This is a genomic window from Thermogladius sp. 4427co (assembly GCF_051933805.1).
In the GTDB taxonomy this organism is placed as follows: domain Archaea; phylum Thermoproteota; class Thermoprotei_A; order Sulfolobales; family Desulfurococcaceae; genus Thermogladius.
On record NZ_CP196893.1, the window covers coordinates 1,184,422 to 1,210,599 of the forward strand.

The following is a 26,178-nucleotide window of genomic DNA, read 5'->3' on the forward strand; positions in this document are numbered from 1 at the left end:
GACAGAGAGATAGGCCTGGTCTATTGTCTATTTACCGTTTCCGCTGTTATCGGATTAGCAGACGTATAACATGGGGAGATGGTGAACTCCAATGAGGGTTGGAGAGAGCGGGGTTGTTAATTTATGCGTAATATCGACAAAGACCAATCTATCGACACTAGTGGAAGCTGTAGAAGACGTTAATAAACAACTGGGATCTATACGTCTTAGACTCTCGCTATTCTACACGCACATCCTAGACGAAGCCGGTGAAGAAGAGAGGAAGAGTCTTTACGAGGCTCTCGAGAAATCAGATATTATCTTAATAGATGTTAGGACGCCCTCCAGCTGGTTTGTTAAGGAAATAGGTAAGCATGTAGGCAGGGCTAGGGTAGTAGTACCTTTAGTAGGCGGGTCTCCTGACATACTCGGCCTACTAAAGCTCGGGGAATTCAGGGCAGGGTTCCTAGATAAAGCGTTTAGAGAACTGGATATGGATGTCGAATATGTGGATATGAGTAGGGTTTTCAAGATAATAGATCTCACTGATAAAGCAGCTAGAATCCTACCACTCGGTCCATTTAAGCACTTAAGGAATTGGATCCTTTGTACTAGATACTGGTCTCTCAACGGTAAGGAAAACCTGAAGAATATGTTGCTCCTCTTACTCAACAATTATTTCGGCTTAAACGTCGCCTATGAAGAACCTAGGCAGGAAATACTGAGTTACATGGTTTGGAATCCCCTGAGGGATTCTTTCATAGAACTAAGCGAATACATGAGGCAACTAGACTCATCGAAGCCTACAGTACTCGTACTAATGTACTCTGGTATGCACTTCTATGATTGCAAGCCCGTGGCGAAAACCCTATTCAATGAATTGACTAAACGAGGAGTGAACGCTATCCTACTCACCGGTGCCGGCTCGAACGACCTGGTCAACCAGAGCAAGGGGTTGCTGAAATTGTTTAAGGAGTCGAATGCTAAGTTCGATTTACTCGTTAACCTCCAGTGGTTCTTTATAAACGGAGGCCCTTACGGAGGTCCACATGAGCCAACATACGAGTTAATGGAGTTTCTAAACTGCCCTCTCGTAAATGGTTTGATAATGTATATGAGGGAAGTTAGCAAGTGGGAGAAGGATCCGCGTGGCTTATCGCCTATAGAGGTTTTAACAGCTGTAGCTCTACCTGAGACCGATGGCTCAATAGAGCCTATCCCCCTGGCTGGTTTAAGCGATGATATTGGGAAAAGCATTCTCCCGATACGAGACAGGTTAGAGCGCAGGGCCGATAGGATCGTTAAGTGGATTGAGTTGAGGAGGAAGAAGCCTAGGGATAGGAGAATAGCCGTAATAATCTACAACTATCCTCCCGGCGAACATAATGTAGGGTCGGCTGCATACCTGGATATCTTCTCGAGTCTTGAAGCACTATTAAGAGCCTTAAAAGACTCTGGCTATTCGGTTAATGCCTTGAGTAGGGATGAATTAAAGAAAATCATAGTATTGAACGGTTTAATCAATTCTCCTCAGTATGTGGATAGGGGTAGGAATACTATAAAATTAGGGTTTGGTGAGTACCTTAAGTATTTCCAGAGCCTGCCTGGAGAAGTTAGGAAGAAGATTGTAGATACCTGGGGCCCGCCTCCGGGTACTATTAACGTCGCGGAAGACGGGATAGTAATACCTGGGATAGTTTTAGGGAATGTGTTTATAGGTGTTCAGCCTAGTAGGGGTGTTCACGAAGACCCTTCGAAAATATATCACTCGAAGGACCTGCCACCCCACCACCAGTATCTTGCTTTCTACTACTGGGTTCGAAACGTTTTCAAAGCTGATGCTATAATACATTTGGGAACCCATGGTACTTTAGAATTTCTACCAGGCAAGGAGGTCGGTCTTAGCTCGAAATGCTTCCCGGATATACTCCTAGGCGATCTACCGAATATCTACGTATACCATGTAACCAACCCATCGGAGATGAGTATTGCTAAAAGGAGAGGGTATGCCTATATAGTCACCCACGGAACTCCCCCGTTTACTACAGCCGGGTTGTATGGCGATTATATTGAGCTCGAAGAGTTAGTCCACGAGTACCGGGAGGCTCTATTACAGGACCCTGAGAGAGCTAGGATCGTTCTAGACATGATTAGAGAGAAGTCTGCTAAGCTTAATATCGAGTTTTCCAGTGTTGACGACCTCGAGGAGAAGCTTTTCGAATTTAAGAGGTCTATTATACCAAGGGGTCTCCACGTACTAGGCGGTAGATGGGGGAGGGAGGAAGTAATCGAATACCTGGCTCTCATAGCTAGGTATGATTGGGATGAAGCGAGATCTCTCTACAGGATTCTAGCCGGAGCTAGAGGGCTTGACTATGACAAACTCCTCGAAAACCCTAGTTCAGTAGTCAGCCCGGGCTTGACAGCCTCGAAGATACTAGAGGAGTTAGATAGCGAGATTAGGAGGATTATAGAGGGTATTGTTAATGGCCGGAGCATAAAGGAGCTGGGTGTTAAGAACCTGCCTAAGCATCTTGCCAGAGAATTTAGGGAGGCGGTCAGCTACCTTAGCAACTTATACAGGAGGATAATGGAATCAGACGAGATTAGATCGATATTAAGAGCTCTCAACGGAGAATACTTGAGGCCTAGAGTAGCCGGAGACCCTATTAGGACCCCTGAAGTATTCCCGGTGGGTAGTAACGGGTACGCGTTCGACCCTAGGCTCGTGCCGAGTAAGGCTGCACTGAAACGAGGAGGTGAGATAGCTGAGGAAGTAGTCGCCTCCTACCGTAGAAATACAGGACAATTCCCCGAGACTGTAGCTGTAGTACTCTGGGGTTTCGAGACAGCTGGGACACGTGGTGAAACTATTGGTGAAATACTCCGTCTCCTAGGCGTCAGGCTTGTCAGGAAACACGGTCCTTGGACATGGGATTTAGAGGTTATACCTTTAAGCGAGCTAGGCAGGCCTAGGATAGATGTCCTAGTAACTATCTGTGGCATATTCAGGGATATGTTCCCGAATCTAATCACATTGATCGATAGAGCTGTTAGACTCGTGGCTTCACTCGACGAACCCCCTGAAATGAACTATGTTAGGAAGCATGTTGAGGAGTTGAAGAGGAAAGGGTTAGACAAGGCTACTCTGAGAATATTCGGGCCTAGGCCAGGCGAGTACGGTACTAGGCTACCCGGGGTCGTAGAAACTTCTTCGTGGTCGGATAGCAGGGATTTAGCAAGGGTGTACTTCGAAGACATGAAGTATGGTTACGGCGAGAATGTCGAGGGGGTTGAGCTACCCGAGTTGTTTAGAAGCCTTCTAAGCAAGGTCAGCCTTGTAACACAGGTTAGGTATGCTCACGAATACGATATCATAGACTTAGACCACTACTACGAGTTCTTAGGGGGTTTGATGAAAACAGTCGAATTAGTCAAAGGCTCGAAGGTTAACGGGGTATGGGTTGATACAACCGGTGAGAGGGTGAAGTATAGGGGTGTAAGAAAAGCGATAGAATTCAGTGTTCGGACAAGGCTCTTGAACCCTAAGTGGATTGAAGGGATGCTCGCCCACGGATACGACGGTGTGAGAGAAATCGCTAAGAGAGTAGAGTACGTGCTAGGTTTATCTGCGACTACGGGAGAAGTCCCAGACTGGGTTTGGAAGAGTATTGTAGATAGATATCTGCTCGATAACGGATTACGCGATAGGATGCTACGCGAAAACCCGTGGGCTTACTACAGGATTGTTAAATTAGTGTATGAAGCTATTGAGAGAGGGGTGTGGAAACCAAATGGGGAATATATTAGTGGTGTCACAAAACTCCTATACGAGTTAAGCGATAAAATATCCCAGCCTAACCCTAGCAGATGATCTCCATATTGTACACCTACTATTTTCCACATTCAAAATAATAGGATACGTGAGAATACTTAGTCTAATAGGTCATGGTGCATGAATAAAATAGATGAAGCTCTAGAATACTCGAGGTTTTTATGCAAGGTCTTTGCTGCTTCTAGAAAAACTACTTTAACCGAGGTAGCGAGGAAACTAGGTATCTCAGTCCCCAGGCTGAGCAGAATTATACATCTCCGGGAAGGGGTTGGCTCGAGGAAACTAAAGGACTTGCTTAGCATATTAGAACCTGTGAATGAAGAGGAAGAAATAGTTAAAGCGATACAGGAGGGGCCTCTCCCATTCCCCCATTTAAACAATTTGCTATCCAGGTACCCGCTAAGCTTATACTGTATACTCTACAGGGCGTTAGAAAGGCTTAGAGAATTAGACTACGATTACCTGGTTAGTGTTGAAGGAGGAGGCCTTATACTAGCGTCACTGCTATCCGCGTTCACTGGTAAGAGGCTATTATACGGGATTAAAGAGGTTAAAGTCTACGGCAGCCAGGTCTTCACGCTTGATAAAGGCCCTGCCTATACTGCTGTCGAGAAATCTAGGAGGATTATATCCTTCCCGCTGAAAGTAGATTTGACAGGTAGCAGGGTTGTTGTCGTAGACGGTATTGTATGGTCGGGTTCTACAATCAAAGCCATGGTTAGATACGTTAGAAACAGGGATGGGGCTGTAGTCGCTGTACTAGCTGCTTTCATTAAAAGAGATATTGTAGAAGACCTTAAATCCGCCGTGGGCTATCCTATTATTCCATGTTATACCATCTAGTAGGAATCGATCCACTACTTATCCTTGATCAGTACCTAGTACGTTGTGTTCTAACAATTTTAGGTTTCAAGGATTTTCTAATAGGCGTGGGCAATAGCTTTAATCTGATGTTGGAATCCAACTTAAAATATTGTAGGAGGAGATAACGGCTAGTGGTTGTAGAGCCATATAGTGAATTCCACCCGGAGACTGCATCGTATATTTTAAGAGCCGACCCCAGGAAGAGGGCTTCGCTAGGTCAGTTCTTCACGCCTAGGAGTATTCGGGAGAAGCTTCTAAGCAAACTACCTAGGCTGTATAAGCCTAGGGTTTTAGACCCTGCTTGCGGAACCGGCGAGTTCCTGCTCTCGGCGAAAGAGTATTTCATAGAGCCGGAATTACACTGCTGGGAGATCGATCCCGAGCTTGCGGAAATAGCGAGGAAAATCGTTCCCGAGGCGAGGGTAGAGGTTGTGGATAGCCTTACTAGAGAGTTCAAGGAGGAGTTCGACATCGTGCTAGGCAACCCTCCCTATTTCGAGTTCAAGCCCTCGGAGGAGATAAGGAGCAAGTACAGGGAGGTTATATACGGTAGGGTGAACATCTACTCTCTCTTCATATACCTGGGCGTAAGGCTTTTAAAGCCGGGCGGCTACCTTGCTTTCGTAGTATCATCGTCTATGAATAACGGGGGGTACTTCAAGAAGCTTAGAGAGTTTATTGTTAGAAACGCTGATATCGTCTACCTCGAGAAGATAAAAGACCCTTACGTATTCTCAGACCCGGGATACAGGGTTAACCATACTTTCCAACTACTAGTCCTAGTGAAAGCCCGGAATACTGGGAGGTATGTTTTCAGTAGGAACGGCTACATAGTTTTCTCGGAGAGATACGACTACCTGGAAAAGTCTTTCGAGGAATCGGCTACTCTAGGAGAGCTCGGGTACAAGGTGGTGACCGGCAGGGTCGTTTGGAACCAGCATAAGGATAAGCTCACAGACAATCCTGACGAGGGGATACTCCTCGTATGGTCTCATAATATTAGGAAAGGCAGGCTCGTCCTACAAAACAAGCCTGGGAAGCCACAGTACATTAAATGGCCTATTGAGAAAGCAGATAGGGGCCCTGTGATAGTTGTAACCAGGGTGGTAGGCCACCCGAAGCATGCTGTAGTTGAAGCCGCACTAGTCCCTCCGGGGGTAGTATTCGTAGCAGAAAATCATGTCAACGTAGTCTACCCGCCACCCGGTGCAAGCTTAGAGGAGTTGAAGAAAGTTGTGGAAGAGCTCAACTCGGAGAGAGTCCAGAAGATTGTAAGAGAGCTAGTGGGCAACACACAGCTATCTAAGACGGAGCTAGAGAACCTAGTACCGCTTAGAATAAGATGGGTTAGGAGGCTCGCAGTATGATGTAGGAGCCCTATATCCTCATTTCATCCTTCAATATGTCTGTTACAATAGCAGGGTATACTTTTAGCACTCCATCTATCCTAGATATCTCGCTGTGTATACTCAGTAATTCCTCCGAGCTCTTCGCAAATATTAAAGCTATTAAATCGTGGTCGCCAGATGTTACGATAAGCATTTTAACGTAGTCCTTGTTCTTCAATTCTTCGGCGACACTAAATAATTTCTCGGGTGCTACATTAATCCCTGTCAGAGATATTTTGGTATAGCCTAGTTTCAACGGGTCAACTATAATAGTGTATTTCTTAATAACGCCTTCCTGTTCGAGCTTCTTAACCCTTTTCAGGACAGCTACATCGCTTAACCCGACTGTTTTAGCTATCTCGCTATACGGTATCCTAGAGTTCTTTACTAGCTCGTTTATTATCCTAACGTCTATGTCATCGATCATTTCTACTCGTCAACCCTTTCATCAGGTATCTTCAGTATCTTGAAGACTCCTATCCTTTTATAGTCTTCTTCTCCCTCGGGCTCAATATACTCTTTTAAGACAGCATCGCCTCCGAGACTCTTCATGACATAAGCGAGGTCTTCAACCCAGTCTCTTATACCGCACGTGTGGCAGAAGGAGCCTGTGAATTCTACGACGATCTCGTCCCCTTTCACATCTACGAGCCTGGCTTCAGCCTCAGGCGCTCTAAACCTATTGTAGTATTCGATGGATTTAAGCGTGAAAAAATATTTTTTATCAACCAAGCAAGACACCTTCTTACTCAACGACTATGTCTTTAGAGGACTCCCATAAACCGTGGAGGTTGCAGTAGGCTAGTGCGATTAATTTACCGCTCCTAGACAACTTCAACGATACTTCAACCGAGGGCTCTGCGTATACAGGCTCAAGCAGGAACCTGCCTAGGAATACTGGGTTGAAGGAACGCCCCTCCTCCTTAAAGTAGAGCTCTATCCACCTGATGCTATGCTCGACAGTGTTAGGGTGGGGTCCAACCTCTACTCTCACTTTGAAAAGCGTGTTCTTCCCGACTCTATCAGGAGCTATTATCCTAGGAGTGTGCGATTCAACTTTGCTAATAGCCTCTCCGCTCGCTTTCTGAGGCGTGTAGATTAGGCTTCCTAGTTCACTCATCTAACAGCCACCTTTGGGATTCAAACAGGTTTATTAGTAAAATATCTTATATAGTTAACTATCCTAAACGATGCTAGCAGCAATCTCCTCGATCAGTTCCTCGCTGACCCTGAACGGTGCTAGCTCGATATACCTGCGGTATGTGTTCTTAGATATTATTAGTTTGAACAGTCTCCTTACCTCGCCTGGTGTGAAACCGTAGTCTGAAAGAGTTTCCTTGAAACCGATCTCCTGGAGGAATCTTGTGAAAGCCTCCCTAGCCCTCGCCGAATCGTTAGGATCAGGTTTAAGGGTCTCGTCAAAGTATTTCAGAACCCTCCAGGCTTGGACGGGTCTGCTCCTATATATGTGTTCAACTAGCTTAGAATGGATCATAGCAAGTCCTGCGCCATGCGGGAGTCTTGGGTTGTAGGCGCTTAATACGTGTTCTAGGCCGTGGCCTAAATGTGTTAGAGCGTGGTCTATTACGATGCCCCCTAGCATAGAAGCGTAGAGGAGCCAGTACCTCGCCTCGATATCTCCTGGTTTTCTAACGGCGAGAGGCAGGTATTTTGCTATCCGACTGGATGCTTCTTCAGCAAGTGCTTCTACAAACGGGCTTGAAGCTGTTGAGGTAGCGCCTTCAAGTATATGGGATAGAGCGTCTATGGTCGTATAAATTGTCTGGTCGAGAGGGAGGGTTAGAGTATACTTTGGGTCGTCTACGGAGTAATCAGGGTATCCTGCCGGGAAACCTCTTTTCTCGAGCTCTTTTTCCTCAGATAATACTGCGAACCTGTCGATCTCGCTACCAGTCCCATGGGTTAGATTAACTGCTATGAGAACAGGCTTTACCCTAGGAGGGGTCTTGAGACCGTAGAAGTACTCTCTGACCCTGCCGCCTCCTGCTACAGCTGCTCTAGCAGATTTAGCTAGGTCTATTACACTACCTCCACCGATCGCTATGAACTCTCTACACTCTTCGGCAACCCATTTCTCGGCGGCTTCCTCGGCTAGCTCAATAGTTGGATTAGGCCTGGCTTTATCGAATAAGACGTATTCTACCCCTGCTTCGGATAGTAGCTTTAGAATATCCCCTAAGGCACCGGACTCCCTAGCAGACCTGGAACCGGTTACAATCAACGGCTTACGTAGATGCTTGAAGACATCTCTTAGCTCGAGAACGCTGTCGACCCCGAACACTAGGTTGACTCCTCCATTATACACTCTGAATGTAGCGAGCTCGCTCACGGACAAGCACCCGGCTTATTTTTAATACTGATTTTCAAATAATAACTAAAAATGGTAAACAAGAGTAGCGTGGTATTAGTATGGATTCCCACGAGGATAGAGAGCTGTTTCTAACTATCCTCAGGAAGCTTTTGAAAGCAGAGGAGAAGCCCGTTAGCCAGAAGGGGAGTATAGGGATGGCCCTAGAACAGGTCGATGTAGACTCCCCCCACGGCGTCTACAGGTATGATAAACAGGGGTCTAGATGGATCTTGATATCTGTAGACGACGAGGATTTCACAAAGGTGCTGGAGCCAGGCTACTACGTAGCCTATTTCGATAATACTAAATGCCCAGCGTGCAGAGTCTATGATATATACTGGTTCCCCTTCGTCAAACTCCTCGGCGAAGCATACCCATCCAACTACCTTATAGTCTTATGCGACTGGTTTAGCAGGGAGTGCTCGAGCAGGTCTGCTTCAAACGCCTTCGAGAAACTCAATATACACGCCTCCCCAACGACCGCAATATTCCGCCTAGACGAGAACAAGCAGATCCAGGAATTGATGAAAGTGGAGGGCGTTAAGAGAATGGACGAACTCGCCAAAATACTCGACGAATACTTTTCTAAAAAACGTAGTGGGGCAAGTGTTAAGGAGTAAACAATACGCCCTACCTGCCTGCTCCTCATCCAAGTTATAGCTATAGAAGCATAACGTTTCCAACCGCTAGCAATACTGTGCGGTCTCTAACAATAATTTTGCTCGTTATACCAACCACAGCCAGTAGATGGGGGTCCGGTTATATAAAGTAGAATCCGGATTAATGGTTAGCAGGAATAATCTGGTATCTAGTATTTTGCCTCTCTTGAAAAGTAGTAAGCCTTTGTAGTGACCGGATTTTCTTCGAAGTAGGTAGATATATACAAAAAATTACTGGACAGTATAGCCTCCGTCTACAATAATCAATTGGCCTGTTATAAAAGACGCTTCCTCGGATGCTAGGAATAGTACTATGCTAGCGATATCAGACGGTTTGCCGATCCTACCTACTGGTATAGCCGCTTTAATGGATTCAAGCATCCCGGGAACAGCCTGGCCTACTGATGCTGTCCCAGGCGTTTCGATAGGGCCGGGTGCTACAGCGTTGACAGTTATACCGTATTTTGCCACCTCGAGAGCTAGAGCTCTTGTGAAACCTAGTAGTGCTCCTTTAGAGGCAGAGTAGTGTACTAGCATCGGGAATCCTACTACAGCTCCTGCTATAGAAGATATATTGATAACTCTGCCGAAACCCTTCTTAATCATATAGGGTAATACTGCCTTAGTGAAGTAGAATACTCCTTTAACATTGACATTGAAAACCCGATCCCAGTCTTCTTCGCTCATCTCAAGGAATGGCTTGAAAGGATAAATGCCCGCGTTATTGACGAGGATATCTACGCTACCAAATCTCTCGACAGCTTTCCTAACACATTCCTCGACATCCCGCTTGTTTGATACGTCGCCGATACAGTATAATGTCTGCGCTCCCAGGCCTGAAGCCTCTCTAGCCGCTTCTTCAACTCTAGGCGATATATCAAATAGTACTACGTTAGCTCCTTCCCTAGCGAATGACAGGGCTATTTCTCTACCAATACCCATAGCAGCTCCTGTAACTATAACCGTTCTACCCGAGAACCTGCCAGGTATTTTCCCACCCTATGAGTAGTTTATTGTAAAAGAATATATATTTTGTACCTCGGCTAGCATCAAAGGCGTTCTCTTTCACACGGCTGGAGAAATAGCAGGCTATTCATTCAATCTGCTCGCACTACCTCTGAGGCTAATATTCAGCCTCATTTCCGAGACGGTGATTATATTAGCCCCCTGCTCTTCTAGGAGCTTCTTAAGCTTCTCACTACCGCATCCGATAGCTAGGACTATGCCGGTTCCCGGTGTCGAAACCAGCTTCTTGTGGTAGATTATTGTGCAGCTCTCCTCGGGCCTTCCCGTATCAACCGTGCCATTGTATATAGCGTAGGCAACCCCCTCCCTAGCGTGTACTAGTATTTTGAAAAGCTCGTTCAAAGCCCTGTACTCGTCTGGGAAAACCCTGTCTACTACATCGCCTGCTTTAGAAACCTCCTCGAAATACTCTCTTACCCAGTCGCATTTGAGAGATACCGATAACTCCAAGGTATCCAAGTTGACGATCAGAGGGTACATCCGGCAGGCGAACGGCTTATCCCTATGGATCCTGCAGGCCCTACTACCCCTGTCGTAGAAAGGGCAGTATCCTCTCATAACCCACCTGTAGAATCCCGAGGGTTCAGGCTTAAACTCTAGCCCCGACACCCCTAGTCTCTGGGCGATGAGTTTCAAAACATCTGCTTCAAAAGGCATTACCACAGGCGAGTCTATTGCACCCTCGAAGAAACAGCAGTGGTCGCATCTCAGGCAGTTGAATCTCAGCCTCCTAACCATAGAGGCTACAGCCTGTAGAGTATCCCTATGAGTTGGATAGCCTGTAGCAAGGATTTAAACAGTATGTTTTAGCACAGGTTTCTTATACTCTTCCGAAACCTATGCTAAGCTATTAATTGTAATGAAGCTATTAGGCACTAGGATTCTATCAGAACGAGGGAACAAGCGCCTACTTAAACGCTTAGGTTACAATTTGAAGTCACGCCGTTTATAGGGGGTCTCTTTCGAAATACTACGCTATACGCCGGAAGAGCTAGACCAGTTGCTTAAATCAAATGAGTTTATGAAAGAAGTATCCAGGTACTGGATAAGGCTTCACTAAAACCCCATCTGAGATATCCCTATTCAAATGTACACGATAAGGGCAAATTCGTAGAGGAGGGATTTTATTACAATCAGCTTTCTCTATATCCTTACGGTGCTAGAATGCCTGCCGCGAGAGAATCCTGGCTTATGCCGTCTGAGATTGAATTACTGGTTAGAGAAGACTTGCACCATATAGACCTCGTATCAGTATACCTCGGGGTTGGAGGAAAGGGTGTTGCCGAGCTAGTGTCTAGGAGTAGGGGGGTTCTAGCCTGTTCTGAAGAAGCTGCTAGCGTATATAGTTTCCTCGGGGCTAGTGTAGAGCTACTAGCCGAGAGCGGCGACCTAGTAGAGCCTGGGAGGGTGGTTTTAAGGGCTGTAGGCGAGGCTCCTAGACTGCTGAAAGCTTGGCGTATAGCCCAAGTGATAGTATCTTATATGAGCGGGGTTGCAACCTATACTAGGAGGATGGTTGATGAAGCTAGGAAGGTTAATCCCAGTATCGTGATAGCTACTACGAGGCAGACCCCGCCCGGCTTGAGGAAGCTCTGGTTTAAAGCAGTAGTAGTAGGCGGCGGGATAGTCCATAGGCAGGGGTTGTCCGATGAGATACTCGTTTTCAAACCCCACCTCGTGTTCTCAACATACAATAGCATTGGGGAAGCGGTTTCAGCGCTCAAGAGCGTAGTCGGCTACAAGCAGGTGGGCGTCGAAGTCGGGAGTCTAGAGGAGGCTCTCGAAGCTGTTGGGAAAGGAGCCGAGTACATCCAGTTCGACAGGGTTGAACCAGGCGTGCTCGGGGAATGGGTTAGGGTACTGAAATCCAAGAGTCCCAAGGTCAGAATAGGAATAGGAGGAGGTATCACGCTCGAGAACGTAGCCGCATACGCGGCTACGGGAGTAGACGTAATAGTTACTTCCGCACCCTACAGGGCAAGCCCTCTAGATTTCACTACGGTATTTAGGAAAACAGTATAGGACTATAGGACGATGCTGTAAAAGCCCCGCGCTTTCTGTAACTACGTTGGAAGGATAGTCTCATTAGAGTAATTTCCTTTCGATTACCATGGCATAACCTGGTTCCGCGAATTGTAGTCAACCCATCACTACCTCATATACTCTAATCCAGCGCTATTTCATAATGTTCAATATATTATTGATACACTTGTTTAACAAGGGAGTTGCATTACTATTTAAATGGGAGTAGAGCCTTGCCTAAGCCTATGCGTGTAGGCGTATATATTCCAGAAGACCTCGTGGGTGAGTTAGAAGCTATAATGAGGGAGAAGGGTATTAAGAGTTTTTCGAAGATTGTCCAGGAGGCTCTCAGGCTGTATATAGCTGAACATAGTTGGAAGTTGAAAGATAGGGTTACAGGAATTATCGGCCTCCTTTACGACCACGAGATCGGTCATGTCGATGAAGAGCTAGTGGATATTCAGCACATGTATTTAGACGTAGTCGTTTCATACATGCATATCCATTTAGATGAAAGGAATTGTATGCTCGCGATAGCGGTTAGAGGCTCTCGGGAAAAGGTTAGAGAGCTCGTAGGAAACCTCGAGAAAACAAAAGGCGTGAAACTCATCCGGTTAATGCTCGTATAGAAAGTCCCTGCTTCTACGACTTTTATATGAGAGAACACTGGGTCGCCACAGTCCACTGTCCCACTTTATAACTCTATACCTTATCATTAATCGCCAGCCGTCCTAGCGGGTTCGCGAGAAATTGGGAATTAGTTGGCTACACGGATGTAGGTATGTGTCGGTGGCAAGCTTTATATATGCTACCACCTAACAGGTAGACGTGCACTAATAAATCGTGAAAGGTGCACCAATATGGTAGATGAAGGGCTATTGAAGAAGGCAGAAGAATTCCACGGGTATATATGCCCGTTCCTAGTACTCGGTCTCAGAGCGTCTGTGATAGCTTTAAACAGGCTTGGCATGGGGGGCCGGGGCTTAAGAAAATGTTGGTGAAGAAGTTATAGCTAAATACGCTAAGCATTTCGATCAGGAATAGTTTTTTGGTTATTGAGCCGGTTTCAAAATATTCTTAAACAGTCCCATACTTATAACCCACTTTGTTTTGATTATTCTTTGAGGTGATCGGCGGTAGTGGTGAGTAAGCATATTCTCGCCTCATTTTTGCTAACACTGGCAATTATCGCCTACTTATTTATCATAGCCTACCCTCAGGGCCTTAGGCAAACAGGCTATGGCGTCTCAATCGCCGGGGGAGAAGTTCTCCTCCCGTTGCCGAAGCCGGTTAGTAATATGAGTATTGAAGAAACTATTCTACTCAGGAGGAGTATAAGGGAGTATACCGGAGAACCCTTGGATCTAGAGCGTTTAGCGGTCATCCTCTGGGCTGCTTACGGGGTTACCGAGCCTCGGCTCGGCTTTAGGTCGGTTCCGAGCGCGGGAGCTACCTATCCTTTAGAGCTCTATGTAGTGGTCGGGGCCCGTGGAGTGCTCGCTGGGAGCGGGGTTTTCTTAGACCCGGGTGTTTACAAGTATGATCCGCATAAGCATGTGTTGAGACTTGTTAAATCCGGCGACTTCAGGGAGGAGCTTGCTAGAGCAGCTTTAGAACAGCCGTGGGTTGAGAAAGCACCTGTTAGCATAGTTGTGTTCGCGGTATTCGAGAGGACTACCAGAATATACGGTGAGAGAGGGCGTGTACGCTATGTCCCAATGGAGGTCGGTCACCTAGGGCAGAACGTCTACCTGGTTGCTACAGCGCTCGGCTATGGGTGTGTAGTTGTAGGTGCTTTCTACGACGACCAAGTGAAGCTGGTCGTAGGCGCTGGCGTCGACGAAGAGCCAATGTATATAATCCCTATAGGAGTCCCTGCTCAAAGACACTATACGTCTTTTGAAGACGTCTGGGAGTACATTCTTTCGGCGAGGAGTAGGAATTAACACCGAGAAACAGGCTTGCAATAAAGTGGGGTTTGTGAGTTTGAATCCCAAGCTGTTGAAGCTAGCTCTCACAATTGTTGAAACAACGAGTATACCGTTATTCGTTATAGGAGTAGTATATTTACTAACAGGCTACGATATGCTAACACCTACCCGGCTCATACCAAGCGCGAGACTAATCCATACAGACAGCGTCCTGAGAATACTAGCCATCTCTCTCGGCTTCCTACATTCTTACTCAGGCTTCCTCCTCCTGATAGCGAGGAGAGTGCGCTCACCACTAGCCTCGAGAGCCTTATTAGTCCTTGTTACAGCAATATTCCTAACGCTTGCAGCACTATTCACAGCCCTCGAGCTCTACAGCCAGCTGACGAGTGTAAGCATTTTTAAGAAGCAGTAGACTTACTATAGCCTTTACCGCTTGCAATGCTTGAGACGGTTGAAAACTAACGTATTCTAGTCACATTAATGTAGTAGGAACGTTTTTGCCTAATGGGATGCCGGGAAAAGGTGGTGATGGGCTCAGACCGGGGGAGGCAGTGTAGTCGGGGTTGTGGGAGCTGGCGGGGCAGGGGGAGCTCTCATCCTCTTGCTTATACTGTCTCCTAATGCTACATATAGTAGTATCCATCCTATGAAACCTAGTATGCTAGCGAATATGGCTAGTATGAATAGTATACCTGCCACGAGGTATAACACGTTTTTCTCCGTCTCGTAGAGTTTTAGACCGAGTATTAGCAAACCGATGTATCCTAATATGAGGAGTATCGCTCCTATCAAGATAATGAATGCTCCGACTAGGACTACTAGAAGCAGTGCTCCTACGAGGAGTAGGACTATACCCCAGAACAAGCCTATGTTGACCAAGCTGGCTGCCGTACCGTACTCCGGGTTCGCTGAAGCAAGTTTCTTAACACCGGGCACGAACTTGCCCCATAATCCTATCAGAGCGATCAATCCACCTACAATGACTAGGACGGCTAGCCCCACTAATGAGGCCAAGCCTGTGTGACGGCCGATGGCGAAACCTCCTGCTAAGAAGCCGATGAGAGAAGCTGCGAAAGCTATTAAGCCTATGCCTATCAGTAGCCATGCTATTATCAGGTAGAGCGATCCTTCTCTCATATCCCTATATGCTTCGAGAACCTGGTCGTTGGTAGCCATATTACATACCCTACAAAATTCCTTCTTTCCCATATATTTAAACTTTTCTATTAGGGATTTAAAACCCGCAAAGATATATTATTTGAATGGCCTCGCCCGCCGAGAACCGGGCTGGACCCGGTACTGTGAAAGCGGGATCCGTCGGGCCGACCGCTCTTCTACCTTTATTGCTTAAACCCGCTCGAATACTTTTGCTGGAAGACTCTCTAAAGCTCGTAGTAGTCGCTTACGCCTAGCTCGTTAACGACAGCCTCTCTGAAACAAGTATACTCTAGACTCCTAAGCACGAAGGATTCAGTAGACCCCTCCTTATTATATACTTCTACGTATGCGCACCCGTAACATACTAGTTGCGTTGTGAGGAAGAGCTTGATGTAGTAAGCTATAGTAGGGGCGCGGATTTCCTCAACCCACACGCTGCCCACCTCGCTCCTATCGATGAATACCTTCTTCCTTAATAGGAGTCCTTTCACGATATGTATGCCCGTCTCGTCGACCTGTATCTCAACCGGTTCCCTGAAGGCGATTACGTATATTGGTATGTATACTACTGGGCTAAACGGTACTGTGAGTATCAATAGTGGCTTGATGTAGATGGATACGTACAATAGATAGGTCCAGAAGACAGCTAGGAGAAGGATTAGTATAAAATAGGCTCCGATAATCCCATAGTGTGATACGTAGCAGCCCAATTCTGTCTCCAATATTTGTATTAGGAGAGGAAAAATTAATACTTTACAAGCCCGCCCTACAAGCTACGTAGAGCTACTTCCCCAAATATTCTTCGACATCCTTCCTCAAGTCTCTCGCAAGCTCCCTAATCTTCTCTGCTTTCTCAAGGGCTTTCCCAATCCAGTCCCTGCTTGCTTCAATACCTTTCCTAGTGAAGTAGGCTATTGCCTCGCTCCTGCTCTTGAATACTCCTGCTTCTACGAGTTTGTCTATTACCTCTATATCCTCCTTCCTAACCCTCGCAGATACAACTATTGTAGCCCCTGGCAGCCTAGCTATCCTGCCGACTACCTCGACAATTCTTTCGGCAAGGTCTTGCGCTAGTTTTGTAGCAGTAGACGCTATCTCGGTGAGGCTCCTAGAAATAGTGTCGCTAACGCTTAGAGCGGATTCTACAGCTTTCCTACCGTATCTCTCCGACACTGTCTCAACGATAGATCTAACCCTCTCGAGTTGCTGCCTGAGCCCAGTTCTAAAGTCTTCTAGAGCTTTCTCGAGAACGCTCTTCTCAACCCTACCCCCGTATTCCTCTAGCTTCTTCGTAGAATCAGCTATTTCTCTAAGAATCTTCTCCACACCCTCCCTGAGGGATTTTAGAGCAGCCTCTCTATCTCCTTTCTCAATAGCCTCTCTAACCCTTGCCTCTAGAGAGTCTACTTCGACTTTCACCTTATAGACTAGTTCTTCAACCAGTTTCTTGTATTCACTACCCAAGGCCCTCTACCTGTAACACATGTTACAATATTACACTACTACAAGAACGGTTTAAAACCTTGACCTAGGTAGTCCGGCGTGTTATTTCAACACTTTCGTTCAAGAGGGTTAAGCGGCAGCTTATATTAAGGCTGTTTCCTAAGTTTTATCATAGGGATTTAAACTTGCTCCACAGGATTATACTGGTTGCGATAGGTATAGCGTTAGCAGGTTTTATAGCTTTTGCTTCAATAACCAATATATTCGTTGTAAACATCAGAGGCGTTGTAAACGTGCCCCGGCAAATATTCGAGAAGAGCATCGAGATCGAGATTAACGCGTCCAGTGGCTCGAGAACAATAGACCTCGGCACTGTGACAATACCCGGAGACGGTTATTTCAAGATAGAAGCACAAGGCAGCATCCTAGACAAGGGTTTCAGGATCGTAGTGAACGGTGTCCTCAGGCTCGAGCCAGTGTACAAACCGTTAACAGGTAATTCGAGCATTAATATTAGCATGCCATGCCTACTCGTAGTAAACACTACATGCTACAGGGTAATGGTCATTATACCGGGATATGATACGCCTCTGAGGATACCGGGGGGAGAGTACAGGGCGAGCCTTGATATCGCCTGGGGTGAAGCAGAGGGAACAGGGTCTTTCCAGCTGGTTATCAAAGGCCTATACAGCGAGAACCCGTTCTAGCTGTTGTCAGAGGATAGGTTTAAAGTTTTTTCGATTCTAGGAGAGGGTTTAGGGGAGAGGAGGTGCTTACCCCCACGTTGGGCACTAGGCTTAGATACCGTTTCACCTAGGTCGTCTAGTAAGCTTGCATCAAGCCCGTCTACCCGGGTTTCCCCGGGCAGGCGGACCTGGTGCAAGCCTACTAGACTCCTAGGCTACTCCGGTATCCAGGCCTAGCGCCCAACAGTGGTCTGGGCCGTTTAATAATGTCTTAATCCCACTATATCAGTTTAACGGATATAATACACTCATGGTATCACCGTATCTTATATATTTTTGGCTTATGGAATACTATTGGTTCTACACACTAGCTCTGACTGCTAGTATTGTTTAAAGGTATGTACTCGTAGTACGGTGTTAGGATTATGATATTCCTCTTGCTAGCTTCTTCGATAGCTGTGGGATGCGCGTATAGCCCGTATAGGACTAGGATCGCGCTAGGAGACCCGTTTTTTATCCTAGCTATCTTCTCGTAGAAAGCTTTAACATCCTCGCCGTGGATTCTCGTTTTAACCTCGCCGAATACCTCGATACTATATCCGTTTGCTTCGCCAACCCCGTGGAAGTCTATTTCGTAAACCTTTCCGTCGACACTGTAGAACTCCCGCTTCAACTCCCCTATCTTTACCCCGAGCCTTTTAGAAAGCATGTCCGGGAGCGTCCACCTAGCGATTTCTTCGACTATGTGGCCATACGATTCCGCTAGCTTACCCACCTCTTTCTGGAGTGATTCAAGGCCTGCTCCAAGCTTTTCTACATCCTTCCTCAGATCCTGGATAATCTTCAAAGCCTCGCCTAACTGGGCAGCGATTTCGTCAATCCTGTTCCTTAGAACAGTTATCTCGTTTACCGTACTAGTACCTCCGCTATCGGATACCAAAGCACTGCCCGTTAAAGTAATCCGTAGCCGACTAGTTTAAATCGTGAAGGGCGTGGTTATACCCTATACTATGATTGCTCTAAATTCTCAATACTATAGTTGAAACACATCCTTCCGTTAAACAAGTGGGATCCAATGTTCCGAATACCCTGGATCCAAAGCTATATATTGTCTTCGATATTGGTTTTCAATGTAAATCCGTATGAGCGTGTTTGCTCGGTGTTATACACTTATCTCAGAAATGTATGTGTTCGTTTACCGAATATTTGCCGAGAGCCAGGGTCCAGCGTTTTGCTTCCATATCTATCGTGTTTTTCATGGTTTATAGCCCTGAATTTACATATTGAGATACTGGTGTGGAGAAGTTCGCGCGCCGAAGGATAGTGTGGAATTTCCCGCATAACCGAATTAGATAAACCTATTATCCAATACGGTTAGGAACCATCCCAGCCTTTTAACCAATAACGATCCCAGGATATAAACCAGTAGAGTTAAGCATTTGCTAAACGGAGTTATAGGAGTGTATGAGAATACTTTTTCCGGTGTATTTGGTGAGGAAGGCTTTTGTTGGATTGATTAGGGATCATAAGACGAGAGTTGGCAGGATAAAGAGTTCCCCGGTTGGCGCTTATGGCTGTTAGGGTTAAGGTGGGGATCGTCAGGTGTGATAGGGGGTTGTCTCAAACGCGCTGGTGAATACAGGATACGAGTTTGAGTCTCCTCAAATAATGGTACCAGTTAAAGTTGCTGAAATACTTGGTTTATAGCCTCCCGAGAAAGGTTTTGAAGAGACTGTTTTCGAGACGGCAGGCGGTCCTTTAAGGGTCTGGATCGCGTCCAGAGCTGTAAAAGTGAAAGTGCTTGCCGAAGACCAGGATACTCCTTTCGTAGAAGAAGACTGTTAAGAGGAGGAGTGAGCCTCCAAAGTACTGGAGGTAGCTGGTCTAACTAAGAGATTAAATAGTGTAGGCGACTAGAATACTCCTCGGGCAATAAGGTGTGGGGAATGGGTGTTGTAATAGTCCCCTTCGCCTCCAGGCTTCACGGCATAGAGTATTACACTAAGCTACTAGAGGATTTCCGCAGACTAGTATCCGAGGCTGGCGGAGGAGTTTCTTTCACGCCTGTGGTAGCAGACCCCGGCGACATAAAGAGCTTAACCTTAGACTGCGGGAGAGACACGCTTATATTCACACCCTTGACCGGCGGGGTTAGTAGCCTTATAGCCGAGACCGCTCTAGCATGCGGTGCTAGGAGGGTTATCCTATTCGGCCACGGAGAGCACAATAGCCTTGCTTCAGCAATATCTGCAAAAGTGAAGCTGGAGGCGAGAGGTATTGGGACAGCTCTATTCCACTGCCTGACGATTAGCGAGCCGGATTGCGTAGACGTAGTTAAGAGGATGCTAGGGGTTGCGAGAGCTGTTTCAACCCTCTCGAGCTCTAGGATCCTGTTAATCGGGGACTTCCCTGAGAAGCCCAGGCAGGCAGGTGCCTTAGAGGAGAGGTTTGGTTCTAAAGTAGATGTCTATAGCATTGACGGGCTCGCTTCTAGATTCGAGCCTAAACCCGGCTACGCCGAGTTTTTCGAGAAGGCTTTCGAGAAAGCAGAGTACAGGCTCCCGAAGGACAGGATAGGGGAGGTGGCTAGATTATATGCTCTGCTGAAGACTGCTTCCGTAGAAGGCGGTTACAATGCTATCGCAATAGACTGCTTCCCCTACATTTTGAAACATGGTTTAACACCATGCCTACCACTATCCCTGCTGAATTCAGAGGGTATTGTAGCAGCTTGCGAAGGCGATTTAGCATCGCTAGCTCTAATGCTGGCTTCTAGAGAGCTAACCGGCTACACAGGCTGGATCGCTAACCTGAGCGGTCTAGAAGGGTCTAGAGCATACTTCGCCCACTGCACGATTAGTTTGAACATGGTAGACAACCCTATTGTACTAAGCCATTTCGAATCCGGTAGCCCATACTCTCTAACAGGGAGGCTTAGAAACAGTTTGTATACGATAGCCTCATTAAGCCCCGGCTTTGATAAAATAGCTGTCGCAGTAGGGAGGATTGTTGAAAGCGGGCTCTTATCGAATGCTATGTGCAGAACCCAGGCACTGGTAGAACTAGGCTTCGACTCGCAGAAGCTACTGAGAGAGGCCGTGGCAAACCACCATGTCCTAATACCTGGCGATGTCAAGAGAGAGCTTTCTACGATAGCAGACTTATTCAGGATCCGGCTAGTGGAATACGAGAAAGTCTAGCACAAAGTTTTAGGATAATCACTATTGAAAAAGGACCGTCTGGGGCAGACACCCTATTTTTGCTACAGGCCTTTCCCCTGCTCTTTTAAGACCCCGGTTATCCTCTCGATCCTCTCAGGTCTCACGGCTAGGTGCCTCTGGAATAAGACTACGCCGCCCCAGGCAGCTGCGACAGCTATGCTCATCGCTACTCCTGCTGTAGACATCTCGTGTAATGCCACCGCCCAGTCTTCGGGAGATTTCATTGCTGTTAGGAAGGGGGGCCACGGAACTAGCTCTCCGTGCCATAAGTGTTCTAGGGCTAAGAGCCCCGCACCACCCCATAGCATTGCTTCGAGCAGTCCTAGGTTAACCCTCTCCCCTATGCTCCTGAAAAGCCTTCTAGCAACCGATACTATTAGCGCGAGTATAGAGGGGACTATGAAACACGCCATACCAGACCCCAAGCTTTTTTAATATGTGCACTTTTATAAATATAGCGGTGCACTAGCTATGTGGCTACTCATACTAGCTTACGCAGCAGCTATTTCTACAATACTATGGTATAGCAGGGCGGAGAGAGACGAATACGGTTTCAAATACTTGGCTTCAATACTCTGGGGTGCTACAATAATGGTCTTCGTAGACCATGTTTACGGCTATCTAACTGAGGGAGGAGGGTTTTTCGACACCAGCCTGGACGCTCTAGTACTAGGGTTCACAATGCTGCTAGTAGCAATCCTCGCATGGCTCCTAATAGTCCTTGTTAAAGACCCCAGGGGTATTTTACGGAGGAAATAATACGCTTGAACCAGTTAACAGCATCCTACGCTAGGGATAGTTTTTCCCGCCCGGTCCATCTCCTAGTCCACTGCTACTTAAGTCCCGACTACTGGATCCCTCCAAGCTTGAGTCAACGGCTTAGACAATAGTTTCATTTCGACCGGTTGAAAAATCATACTATCCAGTCCGACCCTGTTTCCCCTGGGCTGTCCCCGTATATTTGCCTACTACGTCTAGTATTCTCTCGTTTACCGACGCGAGCTCGTCTATTATCTTACCCCATTTCACGCAGTATCTTCCTGTAGCAGACTCTGACTCCTTCATGTAGTGTCCTAGGATCTGGTTCAGTTCGCCGCAGCCTATTATCCTAGCTATCTCGTGGAGTATTGCCTCCCCGACAACCCTCCAGGATCTGTCCTCGGTTTCGTTTAGAGGAATTAAAATACTCGTAGGCGGCTTATAGCCTTCTCTCATTACGATTTCCCCGGCTCTCCCAATAGTCTTGTCAACCATCTCATCTAGCTTTGATAGACCCAGCCTGCTCTTGGCGAGGGTTGTCATATACTCTGGTACTGCCTCCATGATCCACGCGGTATCACTACTACATGGTTTTATAAAGCCTAGCCACCACGTATGGGATAGCTCGTGTATTAGAATCGATTTCAACATAGCCTGTGTCTCAGCCTGCTCTCTGTCCAGCACTATGAGGTGGTCTGCTTTGAATCCTCCTGTACGGCTGAGGAATACTATGCTGTACTCTGCCCGTGGCAGGGATACCCCGAATAACTCCTCGAAAACACTTTCTACCTCTAGGATTATATCGTGTATCTCCCTAGCCCTATACGGGGGTTCGCCGAGAGAGTACACGTACACTCTTTTCTCGGCTTCGTAGAAATCTGTTTTAAACGGGGCTATTACGAATTCGAGCATACTAGTGGTCTTCGACTTGTTAGCGTAAACGTACTCCCCTTCTTCAACACCCCGGTACTCTAGTGAGGCTGCTGGAACCAGCCCATCCCTCAGTCTGAACCTTATAGCGCTCTTTTTGTGCTCACACAAGTATATGCTTGGCAATAGATCCCGGCAGGAGACTGGAAAAGGATACCAGAGGATCTCCCCTCGCGCTACATGAGTATCGCCGTGGCTACCCCATGTGGGGGCGAATAACGGTTTAAGCAGCCCCTGGTAGGATAGCCTGAGGCTCTTAATAGGCTGGTATAACCCGAGCTCGAACCTGTGTACGTCGGCGACGTCTATAATAAACTTGGATAGCGTATGGGATAGTTGGAAGCGGGAGCCCGCCTCTACCCCGCCTAGGTCGAGGCCTGGGTTGAGCCATAGGCAGATCCTCCCGCCTACAGGCTCCGGTAATTCAACGGCTACATCGAAGAATAACCTATCCCCCTCTACTCTTACACTAGCGTCCACGCTTGAAGCAATATACCTACCTAAATCCTCGAAATCCATTTTCAGCCCTAGACCATGCTATATCTAGACTATTGTATATAATTTTTTCCCATACATCATTTATAGCAATGACGAATCAGCCGGTAGAGTAGAAGCTGGGGGAATCGAGTGCCTCCCAGCTGTTAGCAACACGCTGGTTAGTAATGTGAGGTGCTGAAACCAAAGTAATTGAGAAAAAACATAAGAATGAAAGCTAGCAACCACAGTATATCGTAAATGTTTATAGTAATTGTAGAGGAATATTTTTGGACAGGTGATTAGTTGGCTACAGCTAAGAATATTAAAGAAGAGCTTCTAGCACTTCTCGAGAGGGATAGCGAGTTTAGGTATGCGGTTGCAGGCCTCTTAGGATTGAACAGTATACTAGACGAACTAAAGAAGCTTAGAGAAGACTTTCTCTTATTTGTTAAAAACCAGGAGAGGAGGTGGGAGGAGAATAATAGGAGGTGGGAAGATGCTTACAAAAGGTTTGACGCAATAGAGCTAGAGCTTAAGAAGCTTAGAGAAGACTTTAACAAGCTATACGAGAGCGTTATGAAAAGAATGGATTCTTTCGAGAGGAGGCTGGCCGCACTAGGAGCTAGGTGGGGTGTAGAATCAGAAGAGGCGTTTAGAGAGGGTTTGAAAGCAATAATTGAGAAAGAGCTCGGCCTCAGGGTAGAAAGATGGCAGGGGTTTGACAGCAGGGGAGTGGTCTACGGCTACCCTAGCGTTGTCGAAGTCGATGTTGCTATTAGCGATGAAAAAATAATCCTAGTCGAAATAAAATCTCATGCGAGCGCATCAGACGTCTCTGTATTCCGGAGGAAATCAGACTTCTACGAGGAATCCACGGGGAGGAAGGTTTCGAGGAGGATTCTAGTGACACCGTTCGCAGACAGTAAGGCTTTCGAAGCGGCATCTAAGCTAGGTGTTGAAATCTACACAGGGATTTAGCTTTTACGAATTAAGCTAGGATAATATTTGGATTATATTATACGAGATATTACCCTTCGCTAGAGACGCTCTCCTCACTACTAGCCTGGCGGTCTGGGCTCTTGACCTCCACGGGTTCTACAATGACGTGGCCGAAGCCTGCCGCCCTCCCTGTGCCCGTCCCCAGAGTAATGAGGTAGGCTAGTATCTCCTCGAGCACTTCTGTAAAACCAATCTTCGACCTGTAGTATTCGTAGTACTGCTTGTTTAAAGCGTATTTTACATATCCTGCTAGAGCGGGCTCGGGCTTCTTACCGTATTTAACCCATACTATCCTAGCTGTCTTCGAGTATGCTATCGTCTCGTTGAAGCTCCTGTGTATTACTGTAAGCAGGCCGAGGAACTTTCTCACTTTGAACAAGCCTTTGGATACGAGGTATAGGAATGTGGGTGTTGAGAATACGTTGAAAGGTGTGGGAACCATGCTCTTAAACCTACTCCTCCTGAGAGGGTCTCTCAGCTGGGTTGGCGAGGCGAAAACTATTTTCAAACCGCCTTTCTCCTCGACGTCTGCGAGCAGCCTCCTGCTTTTCGCCAGAGGGTCTACGACCTCTATACTGTTAACTGATAAAGCTATGCTTCTACCACCGTACTCGACCCTGCCCCCTAGCGATGAAAGGGCTTCGACAACTCTCTCCAGGCTTACGACAGAAGTTGAGAAACCGAAGTAGAACGAGTAGTTCCCTTCGAGTACGATACGTTTAGGCACAGGGTTCTCGCATGAGACAGTCTCCCCCCTGCACTCGTAGCCCGAGTACACGCATCTAACCCTCCCCTCCCGCTCCTCGAATAGAGGCGATACGTGAACGAATTTAGGAGTATTAGACTGGGCTGGCTCGAAGTGTTTAGCTATCTCCGGTATCGCCCTGATAATAATCGTTTTCACTAGCTTCCCAGTATACAATACGCCTGTATAGCCGGATACCGAGACGTTTACCTTAACATATCCTAACGGCCTCGTGCTCATATATTCTCCTCGAGTATATTTCTAGCCGGGATACTACTAAATACTTTGCCAGGTCGAAGAATAAACTGTATGCCTCTAAGCCCAGGCCGGTTCCCGACTAGGGTTGGCGGTGTCTACTTTTCTAGTGGTTCAGGTTGTTTTACGGCTTCAACAAGTATTAATTGGTTGAAAGTATTATTTTCAATTTAGCTAGAGGACGTCAGGCTGAGGCTTTTGAGCGGTGAGTATGTAGATAGGCTTAAGAGTAGGGCAAGGGCTTTTCTAAGAGAGGCTGAGAGGGTTGAAGAACCGGATCTAGCCGTGTTGTTCGCAGAGCAATCTATGCAGCTCTATATTAAAGCAGTGTACTATGAGCTCTTCGGCGAGAAGGTTAGAGGACATAGGCTTAGAGAGCTCTTATCAGTATTTGTAAAAATGCTTGAAGCCCATGGGTTTAGAGACCTGGCTGATAGACTCTTATCTTTCGCTGAGGAAAACAGGAGGATGCTTATACTCGCTGAAGAAGCTTACTCGATGAGCTGATACAGCGAGATAAGCTATAGTAGGGATGAAGCCGGTAAAGTAATTAGGCTAGCCCGCTCACTGATCGAGCTCCTCGACGAGGTTGCTAGAAATGTTAAGCTGGGTTAGATACCATTTCCAGCATCTAGCGCGGTGGAGGGAGTATGCTGGGAAAGTTGCGAAAGCAGCTAGAGAACTACTCCCGGGTTCGGAAGTATTCGTCGTCGGGAGTGTAGCCGAAGGCAGGACAACTATATATAGCGATATAGACATCCTGGTTGTAGTGAAGAACACATCCCTCGATAACGAGAGCAAGAAGAAGCTTATGGTAGAAATACTCTCGAGGGCTATAGAAGAACACGGTCTCCCATGGGATGCCCCAGTAGAGTTGCATATAGTAGATGAGGAAGGGTTCAGGGAATACGTAAAGCACTGTAGGAGGATATTGAAGGCAGAGTAGTATCATGGAAAACAGGCTCTAACCATATGGGAAACCCATGACTTCATCTCGACTAGATCCCACGTTAGAGGCGGAGATTTATAAATATTGCGAAACCAAAATAGATCGGGCTACGGGAGGATACAAATTGTCCATCACCAAAGAAGCTGGGCTCGAAATAAACGTTGGCAATCTACGTAACATTCGTTTGGGTCTTGAAAATAATGATTGCTTCTTATGACTCTTTGACATAAAAGCGTTATGCAAAGATTTCTAGCGTCGCAAATTAAATTAAACTTAATTAAATCTATTTAGTAAAGCTCTTTTATCAGCAGGTTAACTGGAACCGATGAACGCATTCGCCTACTAGAGGCCAAGTCTTTTTTCCGATAAATATTCCAGTATTGAAAAGATGCTAATATTGGCTCTCTAAATATGAGTACTCTTTTAAAAAACTACTCCTGATAGTGAATATTTTCGGTTATATCAGTACAGGCTTTAC

Annotated in this window: 28 protein-coding genes; 15 read left to right on the forward strand and 13 right to left on the reverse strand. The window is 46.6% G+C overall.

The features are described from left to right. The first annotated feature begins 91 nt into the window (after nt 1–91). The 3 genes from bchH (at nt 92) to ACSU1N_RS06625 (ending at nt 6,045) form a co-directional block, all read left to right on the forward strand. On the forward strand, nt 92–3,853 hold the full coding sequence (gene bchH / locus ACSU1N_RS06615) for a magnesium chelatase subunit H (protein ID WP_440059455.1): 3,762 nt from the start codon (nt 92–94) through the stop codon (nt 3,851–3,853). Between the two features lie 81 nt (nt 3,854–3,934). Continuing rightward, nucleotides 3,935–4,657 (forward strand): phosphoribosyltransferase, encoded by a 723-nt coding sequence (locus ACSU1N_RS06620; protein WP_440059456.1) that lies wholly within the window; start codon nt 3,935–3,937, stop codon nt 4,655–4,657. Between the two features lie 152 nt (nt 4,658–4,809). Then, a complete protein-coding gene (locus ACSU1N_RS06625) occupies nt 4,810–6,045 on the forward strand; it encodes an HsdM family class I SAM-dependent methyltransferase (protein WP_440059457.1) in 1,236 nt (411 codons plus the stop codon). Nucleotides 6,046–6,055: 10 nt separating this feature from the next. Here ACSU1N_RS06625 and ACSU1N_RS06630 read toward each other — a convergent pair whose 3' ends face one another. The 4 genes from ACSU1N_RS06630 to ACSU1N_RS06645 form a co-directional block, all read right to left on the reverse strand. Beyond that, complete coding sequence (locus ACSU1N_RS06630; RefSeq protein WP_440059458.1) at nt 6,056–6,493, reverse strand: Lrp/AsnC family transcriptional regulator; 438 nt, start codon at nt 6,491–6,493, stop codon at nt 6,056–6,058. Nucleotides 6,494–6,495: 2 nt separating this feature from the next. Further along, complete coding sequence (locus ACSU1N_RS06635) at nt 6,496–6,798, reverse strand: hypothetical protein (protein WP_440059459.1); 303 nt, start codon at nt 6,796–6,798, stop codon at nt 6,496–6,498. 13 nt (nt 6,799–6,811) lie between these two features. After that, entirely contained in the window at nt 6,812–7,186 is a 375-nt protein-coding gene (locus ACSU1N_RS06640; RefSeq protein WP_440059460.1) for a class II SORL domain-containing protein, read from the reverse strand. 63 nt (nt 7,187–7,249) lie between these two features. Beyond that, on the reverse strand, nt 7,250–8,416 hold the full coding sequence (locus ACSU1N_RS06645; protein WP_440059461.1) for an iron-containing alcohol dehydrogenase: 1,167 nt from the start codon (nt 8,414–8,416) through the stop codon (nt 7,250–7,252). Nucleotides 8,417–8,496: 80 nt separating this feature from the next. Between ACSU1N_RS06645 and ACSU1N_RS06650 the strand changes: the two genes are divergently transcribed. Further along, the gene (locus ACSU1N_RS06650; protein ID WP_440059462.1) at nt 8,497–9,057 is read left to right on the forward strand and encodes a hypothetical protein; all 561 of its coding nucleotides are present in this window, start codon (nt 8,497–8,499) and stop codon (nt 9,055–9,057) included. A gap of 270 nt (nt 9,058–9,327) precedes the next feature. On the opposite strand, the gene ACSU1N_RS06655 is transcribed toward ACSU1N_RS06650, so the two are convergent. Beyond that, nucleotides 9,328–10,086, reverse strand: a complete 759-nt coding sequence (locus ACSU1N_RS06655; protein ID WP_440060296.1) for an SDR family NAD(P)-dependent oxidoreductase — start codon at nt 10,084–10,086, stop codon at nt 9,328–9,330. A 99-nt stretch (nt 10,087–10,185) separates the two neighbouring features. Continuing rightward, nucleotides 10,186–10,860 carry a YkgJ family cysteine cluster protein gene (locus tag ACSU1N_RS06660; RefSeq protein WP_440059463.1) on the reverse strand — a complete coding sequence of 225 codons (675 nt, stop codon included), beginning with the start codon at nt 10,858–10,860 and terminating at the stop codon, nt 10,186–10,188. Between the two features lie 453 nt (nt 10,861–11,313). Here ACSU1N_RS06660 and modD point away from each other — a divergent pair, with 453 nt between their 5' ends. From modD to ACSU1N_RS06685, 5 genes are all read left to right on the forward strand, one after another. Next, the gene (gene modD, locus ACSU1N_RS06665) at nt 11,314–12,144 is read left to right on the forward strand and encodes a ModD protein (RefSeq protein ID WP_440059464.1); all 831 of its coding nucleotides are present in this window, start codon (nt 11,314–11,316) and stop codon (nt 12,142–12,144) included. A gap of 233 nt (nt 12,145–12,377) precedes the next feature. Next, nucleotides 12,378–12,773, forward strand: coding sequence for a CopG family ribbon-helix-helix protein (locus ACSU1N_RS06670; protein WP_440059465.1), 396 nt, complete (start codon nt 12,378–12,380; stop codon nt 12,771–12,773). A 231-nt stretch (nt 12,774–13,004) separates the two neighbouring features. Further along, nucleotides 13,005–13,145, forward strand: a complete 141-nt coding sequence (locus ACSU1N_RS06675) for an FmdE family protein (protein WP_440059466.1) — start codon at nt 13,005–13,007, stop codon at nt 13,143–13,145. Between the two features lie 141 nt (nt 13,146–13,286). After that, nucleotides 13,287–14,090, forward strand: a complete 804-nt coding sequence (locus ACSU1N_RS06680; protein ID WP_440059467.1) for a SagB/ThcOx family dehydrogenase — start codon at nt 13,287–13,289, stop codon at nt 14,088–14,090. Between the two features lie 40 nt (nt 14,091–14,130). Next, nucleotides 14,131–14,490 (forward strand): hypothetical protein, encoded by a 360-nt coding sequence (locus ACSU1N_RS06685; protein WP_440059468.1) that lies wholly within the window; start codon nt 14,131–14,133, stop codon nt 14,488–14,490. Nucleotides 14,491–14,612: 122 nt separating this feature from the next. Here the strand turns inward: ACSU1N_RS06685 and ACSU1N_RS06690 are convergent, their stop codons facing one another. The 3 genes from ACSU1N_RS06690 to ACSU1N_RS06700 all read right to left on the reverse strand — a co-directional run bounded on the left by ACSU1N_RS06690 (nt 14,613) and on the right by ACSU1N_RS06700 (nt 16,700). Next, nucleotides 14,613–15,254, reverse strand: a complete 642-nt coding sequence (locus tag ACSU1N_RS06690; RefSeq protein WP_440059469.1) for a DUF973 family protein — start codon at nt 15,252–15,254, stop codon at nt 14,613–14,615. A 206-nt stretch (nt 15,255–15,460) separates the two neighbouring features. After that, a complete protein-coding gene (locus tag ACSU1N_RS06695) occupies nt 15,461–15,958 on the reverse strand; it encodes a hypothetical protein (RefSeq protein ID WP_440059470.1) in 498 nt (165 codons plus the stop codon). Between the two features lie 61 nt (nt 15,959–16,019). Further along, the gene (locus ACSU1N_RS06700; RefSeq protein WP_440059471.1) at nt 16,020–16,700 is read right to left on the reverse strand and encodes a M protein; all 681 of its coding nucleotides are present in this window, start codon (nt 16,698–16,700) and stop codon (nt 16,020–16,022) included. A 164-nt stretch (nt 16,701–16,864) separates the two neighbouring features. Between ACSU1N_RS06700 and ACSU1N_RS06705 the strand changes: the two genes are divergently transcribed. Then, the gene (locus tag ACSU1N_RS06705; protein ID WP_440059472.1) at nt 16,865–17,386 is read left to right on the forward strand and encodes a hypothetical protein; all 522 of its coding nucleotides are present in this window, start codon (nt 16,865–16,867) and stop codon (nt 17,384–17,386) included. Between the two features lie 346 nt (nt 17,387–17,732). Here ACSU1N_RS06705 and ACSU1N_RS06710 read toward each other — a convergent pair whose 3' ends face one another. After that, the gene (locus ACSU1N_RS06710; RefSeq protein ID WP_440059473.1) at nt 17,733–18,305 is read right to left on the reverse strand and encodes a hypothetical protein; all 573 of its coding nucleotides are present in this window, start codon (nt 18,303–18,305) and stop codon (nt 17,733–17,735) included. 1,006 nt (nt 18,306–19,311) lie between these two features. On the opposite strand from ACSU1N_RS06710, the gene ACSU1N_RS06715 reads away from it, so the two are divergent. Further along, a complete protein-coding gene (locus ACSU1N_RS06715; RefSeq protein WP_440059474.1) occupies nt 19,312–20,565 on the forward strand; it encodes a fucose isomerase in 1,254 nt (417 codons plus the stop codon). Between the two features lie 62 nt (nt 20,566–20,627). Here ACSU1N_RS06715 and ACSU1N_RS06720 read toward each other — a convergent pair whose 3' ends face one another. Beyond that, nucleotides 20,628–20,999 carry a hypothetical protein gene (locus ACSU1N_RS06720; protein ID WP_440059475.1) on the reverse strand — a complete coding sequence of 124 codons (372 nt, stop codon included), beginning with the start codon at nt 20,997–20,999 and terminating at the stop codon, nt 20,628–20,630. 58 nt (nt 21,000–21,057) lie between these two features. On the opposite strand from ACSU1N_RS06720, the gene ACSU1N_RS06725 reads away from it, so the two are divergent. Continuing rightward, nucleotides 21,058–21,345: a hypothetical protein gene (locus tag ACSU1N_RS06725; protein ID WP_440059476.1), complete on the forward strand. Its 288-nt coding sequence runs from the start codon at nt 21,058–21,060 to the stop codon at nt 21,343–21,345. Nucleotides 21,346–21,504: 159 nt separating this feature from the next. On the opposite strand, the gene ACSU1N_RS06730 is transcribed toward ACSU1N_RS06725, so the two are convergent. After that, the gene (locus ACSU1N_RS06730; RefSeq protein WP_440059477.1) at nt 21,505–22,794 is read right to left on the reverse strand and encodes a hypothetical protein; all 1,290 of its coding nucleotides are present in this window, start codon (nt 22,792–22,794) and stop codon (nt 21,505–21,507) included. Nucleotides 22,795–23,055: 261 nt separating this feature from the next. On the opposite strand from ACSU1N_RS06730, the gene ACSU1N_RS06735 reads away from it, so the two are divergent. Further along, nucleotides 23,056–23,730 carry a PD-(D/E)XK nuclease family protein gene (locus ACSU1N_RS06735; RefSeq protein ID WP_440059478.1) on the forward strand — a complete coding sequence of 225 codons (675 nt, stop codon included), beginning with the start codon at nt 23,056–23,058 and terminating at the stop codon, nt 23,728–23,730. Nucleotides 23,731–23,779: 49 nt separating this feature from the next. On the opposite strand, the gene ACSU1N_RS06740 is transcribed toward ACSU1N_RS06735, so the two are convergent. Further along, the gene (locus ACSU1N_RS06740; RefSeq protein ID WP_440059479.1) at nt 23,780–24,736 is read right to left on the reverse strand and encodes a hypothetical protein; all 957 of its coding nucleotides are present in this window, start codon (nt 24,734–24,736) and stop codon (nt 23,780–23,782) included. Nucleotides 24,737–24,949: 213 nt separating this feature from the next. Here ACSU1N_RS06740 and ACSU1N_RS06745 point away from each other — a divergent pair, with 213 nt between their 5' ends. Together ACSU1N_RS06745 and ACSU1N_RS06750 are read left to right on the forward strand one after the other, a co-directional pair. Continuing rightward, nucleotides 24,950–25,258 (forward strand): HEPN domain-containing protein, encoded by a 309-nt coding sequence (locus ACSU1N_RS06745; protein ID WP_440059480.1) that lies wholly within the window; start codon nt 24,950–24,952, stop codon nt 25,256–25,258. Nucleotides 25,259–25,349: 91 nt separating this feature from the next. Beyond that, nucleotides 25,350–25,697: a nucleotidyltransferase domain-containing protein gene (locus tag ACSU1N_RS06750; protein WP_440059481.1), complete on the forward strand. Its 348-nt coding sequence runs from the start codon at nt 25,350–25,352 to the stop codon at nt 25,695–25,697. The last annotated feature ends 481 nt before the right edge of the window (nt 25,698–26,178 follow it).

Excerpts from the sequence above, each read along its gene's own strand:
- bchH (WP_440059455.1), top strand. The coding sequence starts at position 92 with ATGAGGGTTGGAGAGAGCGGGGTTGTTAATTTATGCGTAATATCGACA.
- ACSU1N_RS06620 (WP_440059456.1), top strand. The coding sequence starts at position 3,935 with ATGAATAAAATAGATGAAGCTCTAGAATACTCGAGGTTTTTATGCAAG.
- ACSU1N_RS06630 (WP_440059458.1), bottom strand. The coding sequence starts at position 6,493 with ATGATCGATGACATAGACGTTAGGATAATAAACGAGCTAGTAAAGAAC.
- ACSU1N_RS06640 (WP_440059460.1), bottom strand. The coding sequence starts at position 7,186 with ATGAGTGAACTAGGAAGCCTAATCTACACGCCTCAGAAAGCGAGCGGA.
- ACSU1N_RS06650 (WP_440059462.1), top strand. The coding sequence starts at position 8,497 with ATGGATTCCCACGAGGATAGAGAGCTGTTTCTAACTATCCTCAGGAAG.
- ACSU1N_RS06660 (WP_440059463.1), bottom strand. The coding sequence starts at position 10,860 with ATGGTTAGGAGGCTGAGATTCAACTGCCTGAGATGCGACCACTGCTGT.
- modD (WP_440059464.1), top strand. The coding sequence starts at position 11,314 with ATGCCGTCTGAGATTGAATTACTGGTTAGAGAAGACTTGCACCATATA.
- ACSU1N_RS06675 (WP_440059466.1), top strand. The coding sequence starts at position 13,005 with ATGGTAGATGAAGGGCTATTGAAGAAGGCAGAAGAATTCCACGGGTAT.
- ACSU1N_RS06690 (WP_440059469.1), bottom strand. The coding sequence starts at position 15,254 with ATGGCTACCAACGACCAGGTTCTCGAAGCATATAGGGATATGAGAGAA.
- ACSU1N_RS06715 (WP_440059474.1), top strand. The coding sequence starts at position 19,312 with ATGGGTGTTGTAATAGTCCCCTTCGCCTCCAGGCTTCACGGCATAGAG.
- ACSU1N_RS06720 (WP_440059475.1), bottom strand. The coding sequence starts at position 20,999 with ATGGCGTGTTTCATAGTCCCCTCTATACTCGCGCTAATAGTATCGGTT.
- ACSU1N_RS06725 (WP_440059476.1), top strand. The coding sequence starts at position 21,058 with ATGTGGCTACTCATACTAGCTTACGCAGCAGCTATTTCTACAATACTA.
- ACSU1N_RS06730 (WP_440059477.1), bottom strand. The coding sequence starts at position 22,794 with ATGGATTTCGAGGATTTAGGTAGGTATATTGCTTCAAGCGTGGACGCT.
- ACSU1N_RS06740 (WP_440059479.1), bottom strand. The coding sequence starts at position 24,736 with ATGAGCACGAGGCCGTTAGGATATGTTAAGGTAAACGTCTCGGTATCC.
- ACSU1N_RS06750 (WP_440059481.1), top strand. The coding sequence starts at position 25,350 with ATGTTAAGCTGGGTTAGATACCATTTCCAGCATCTAGCGCGGTGGAGG.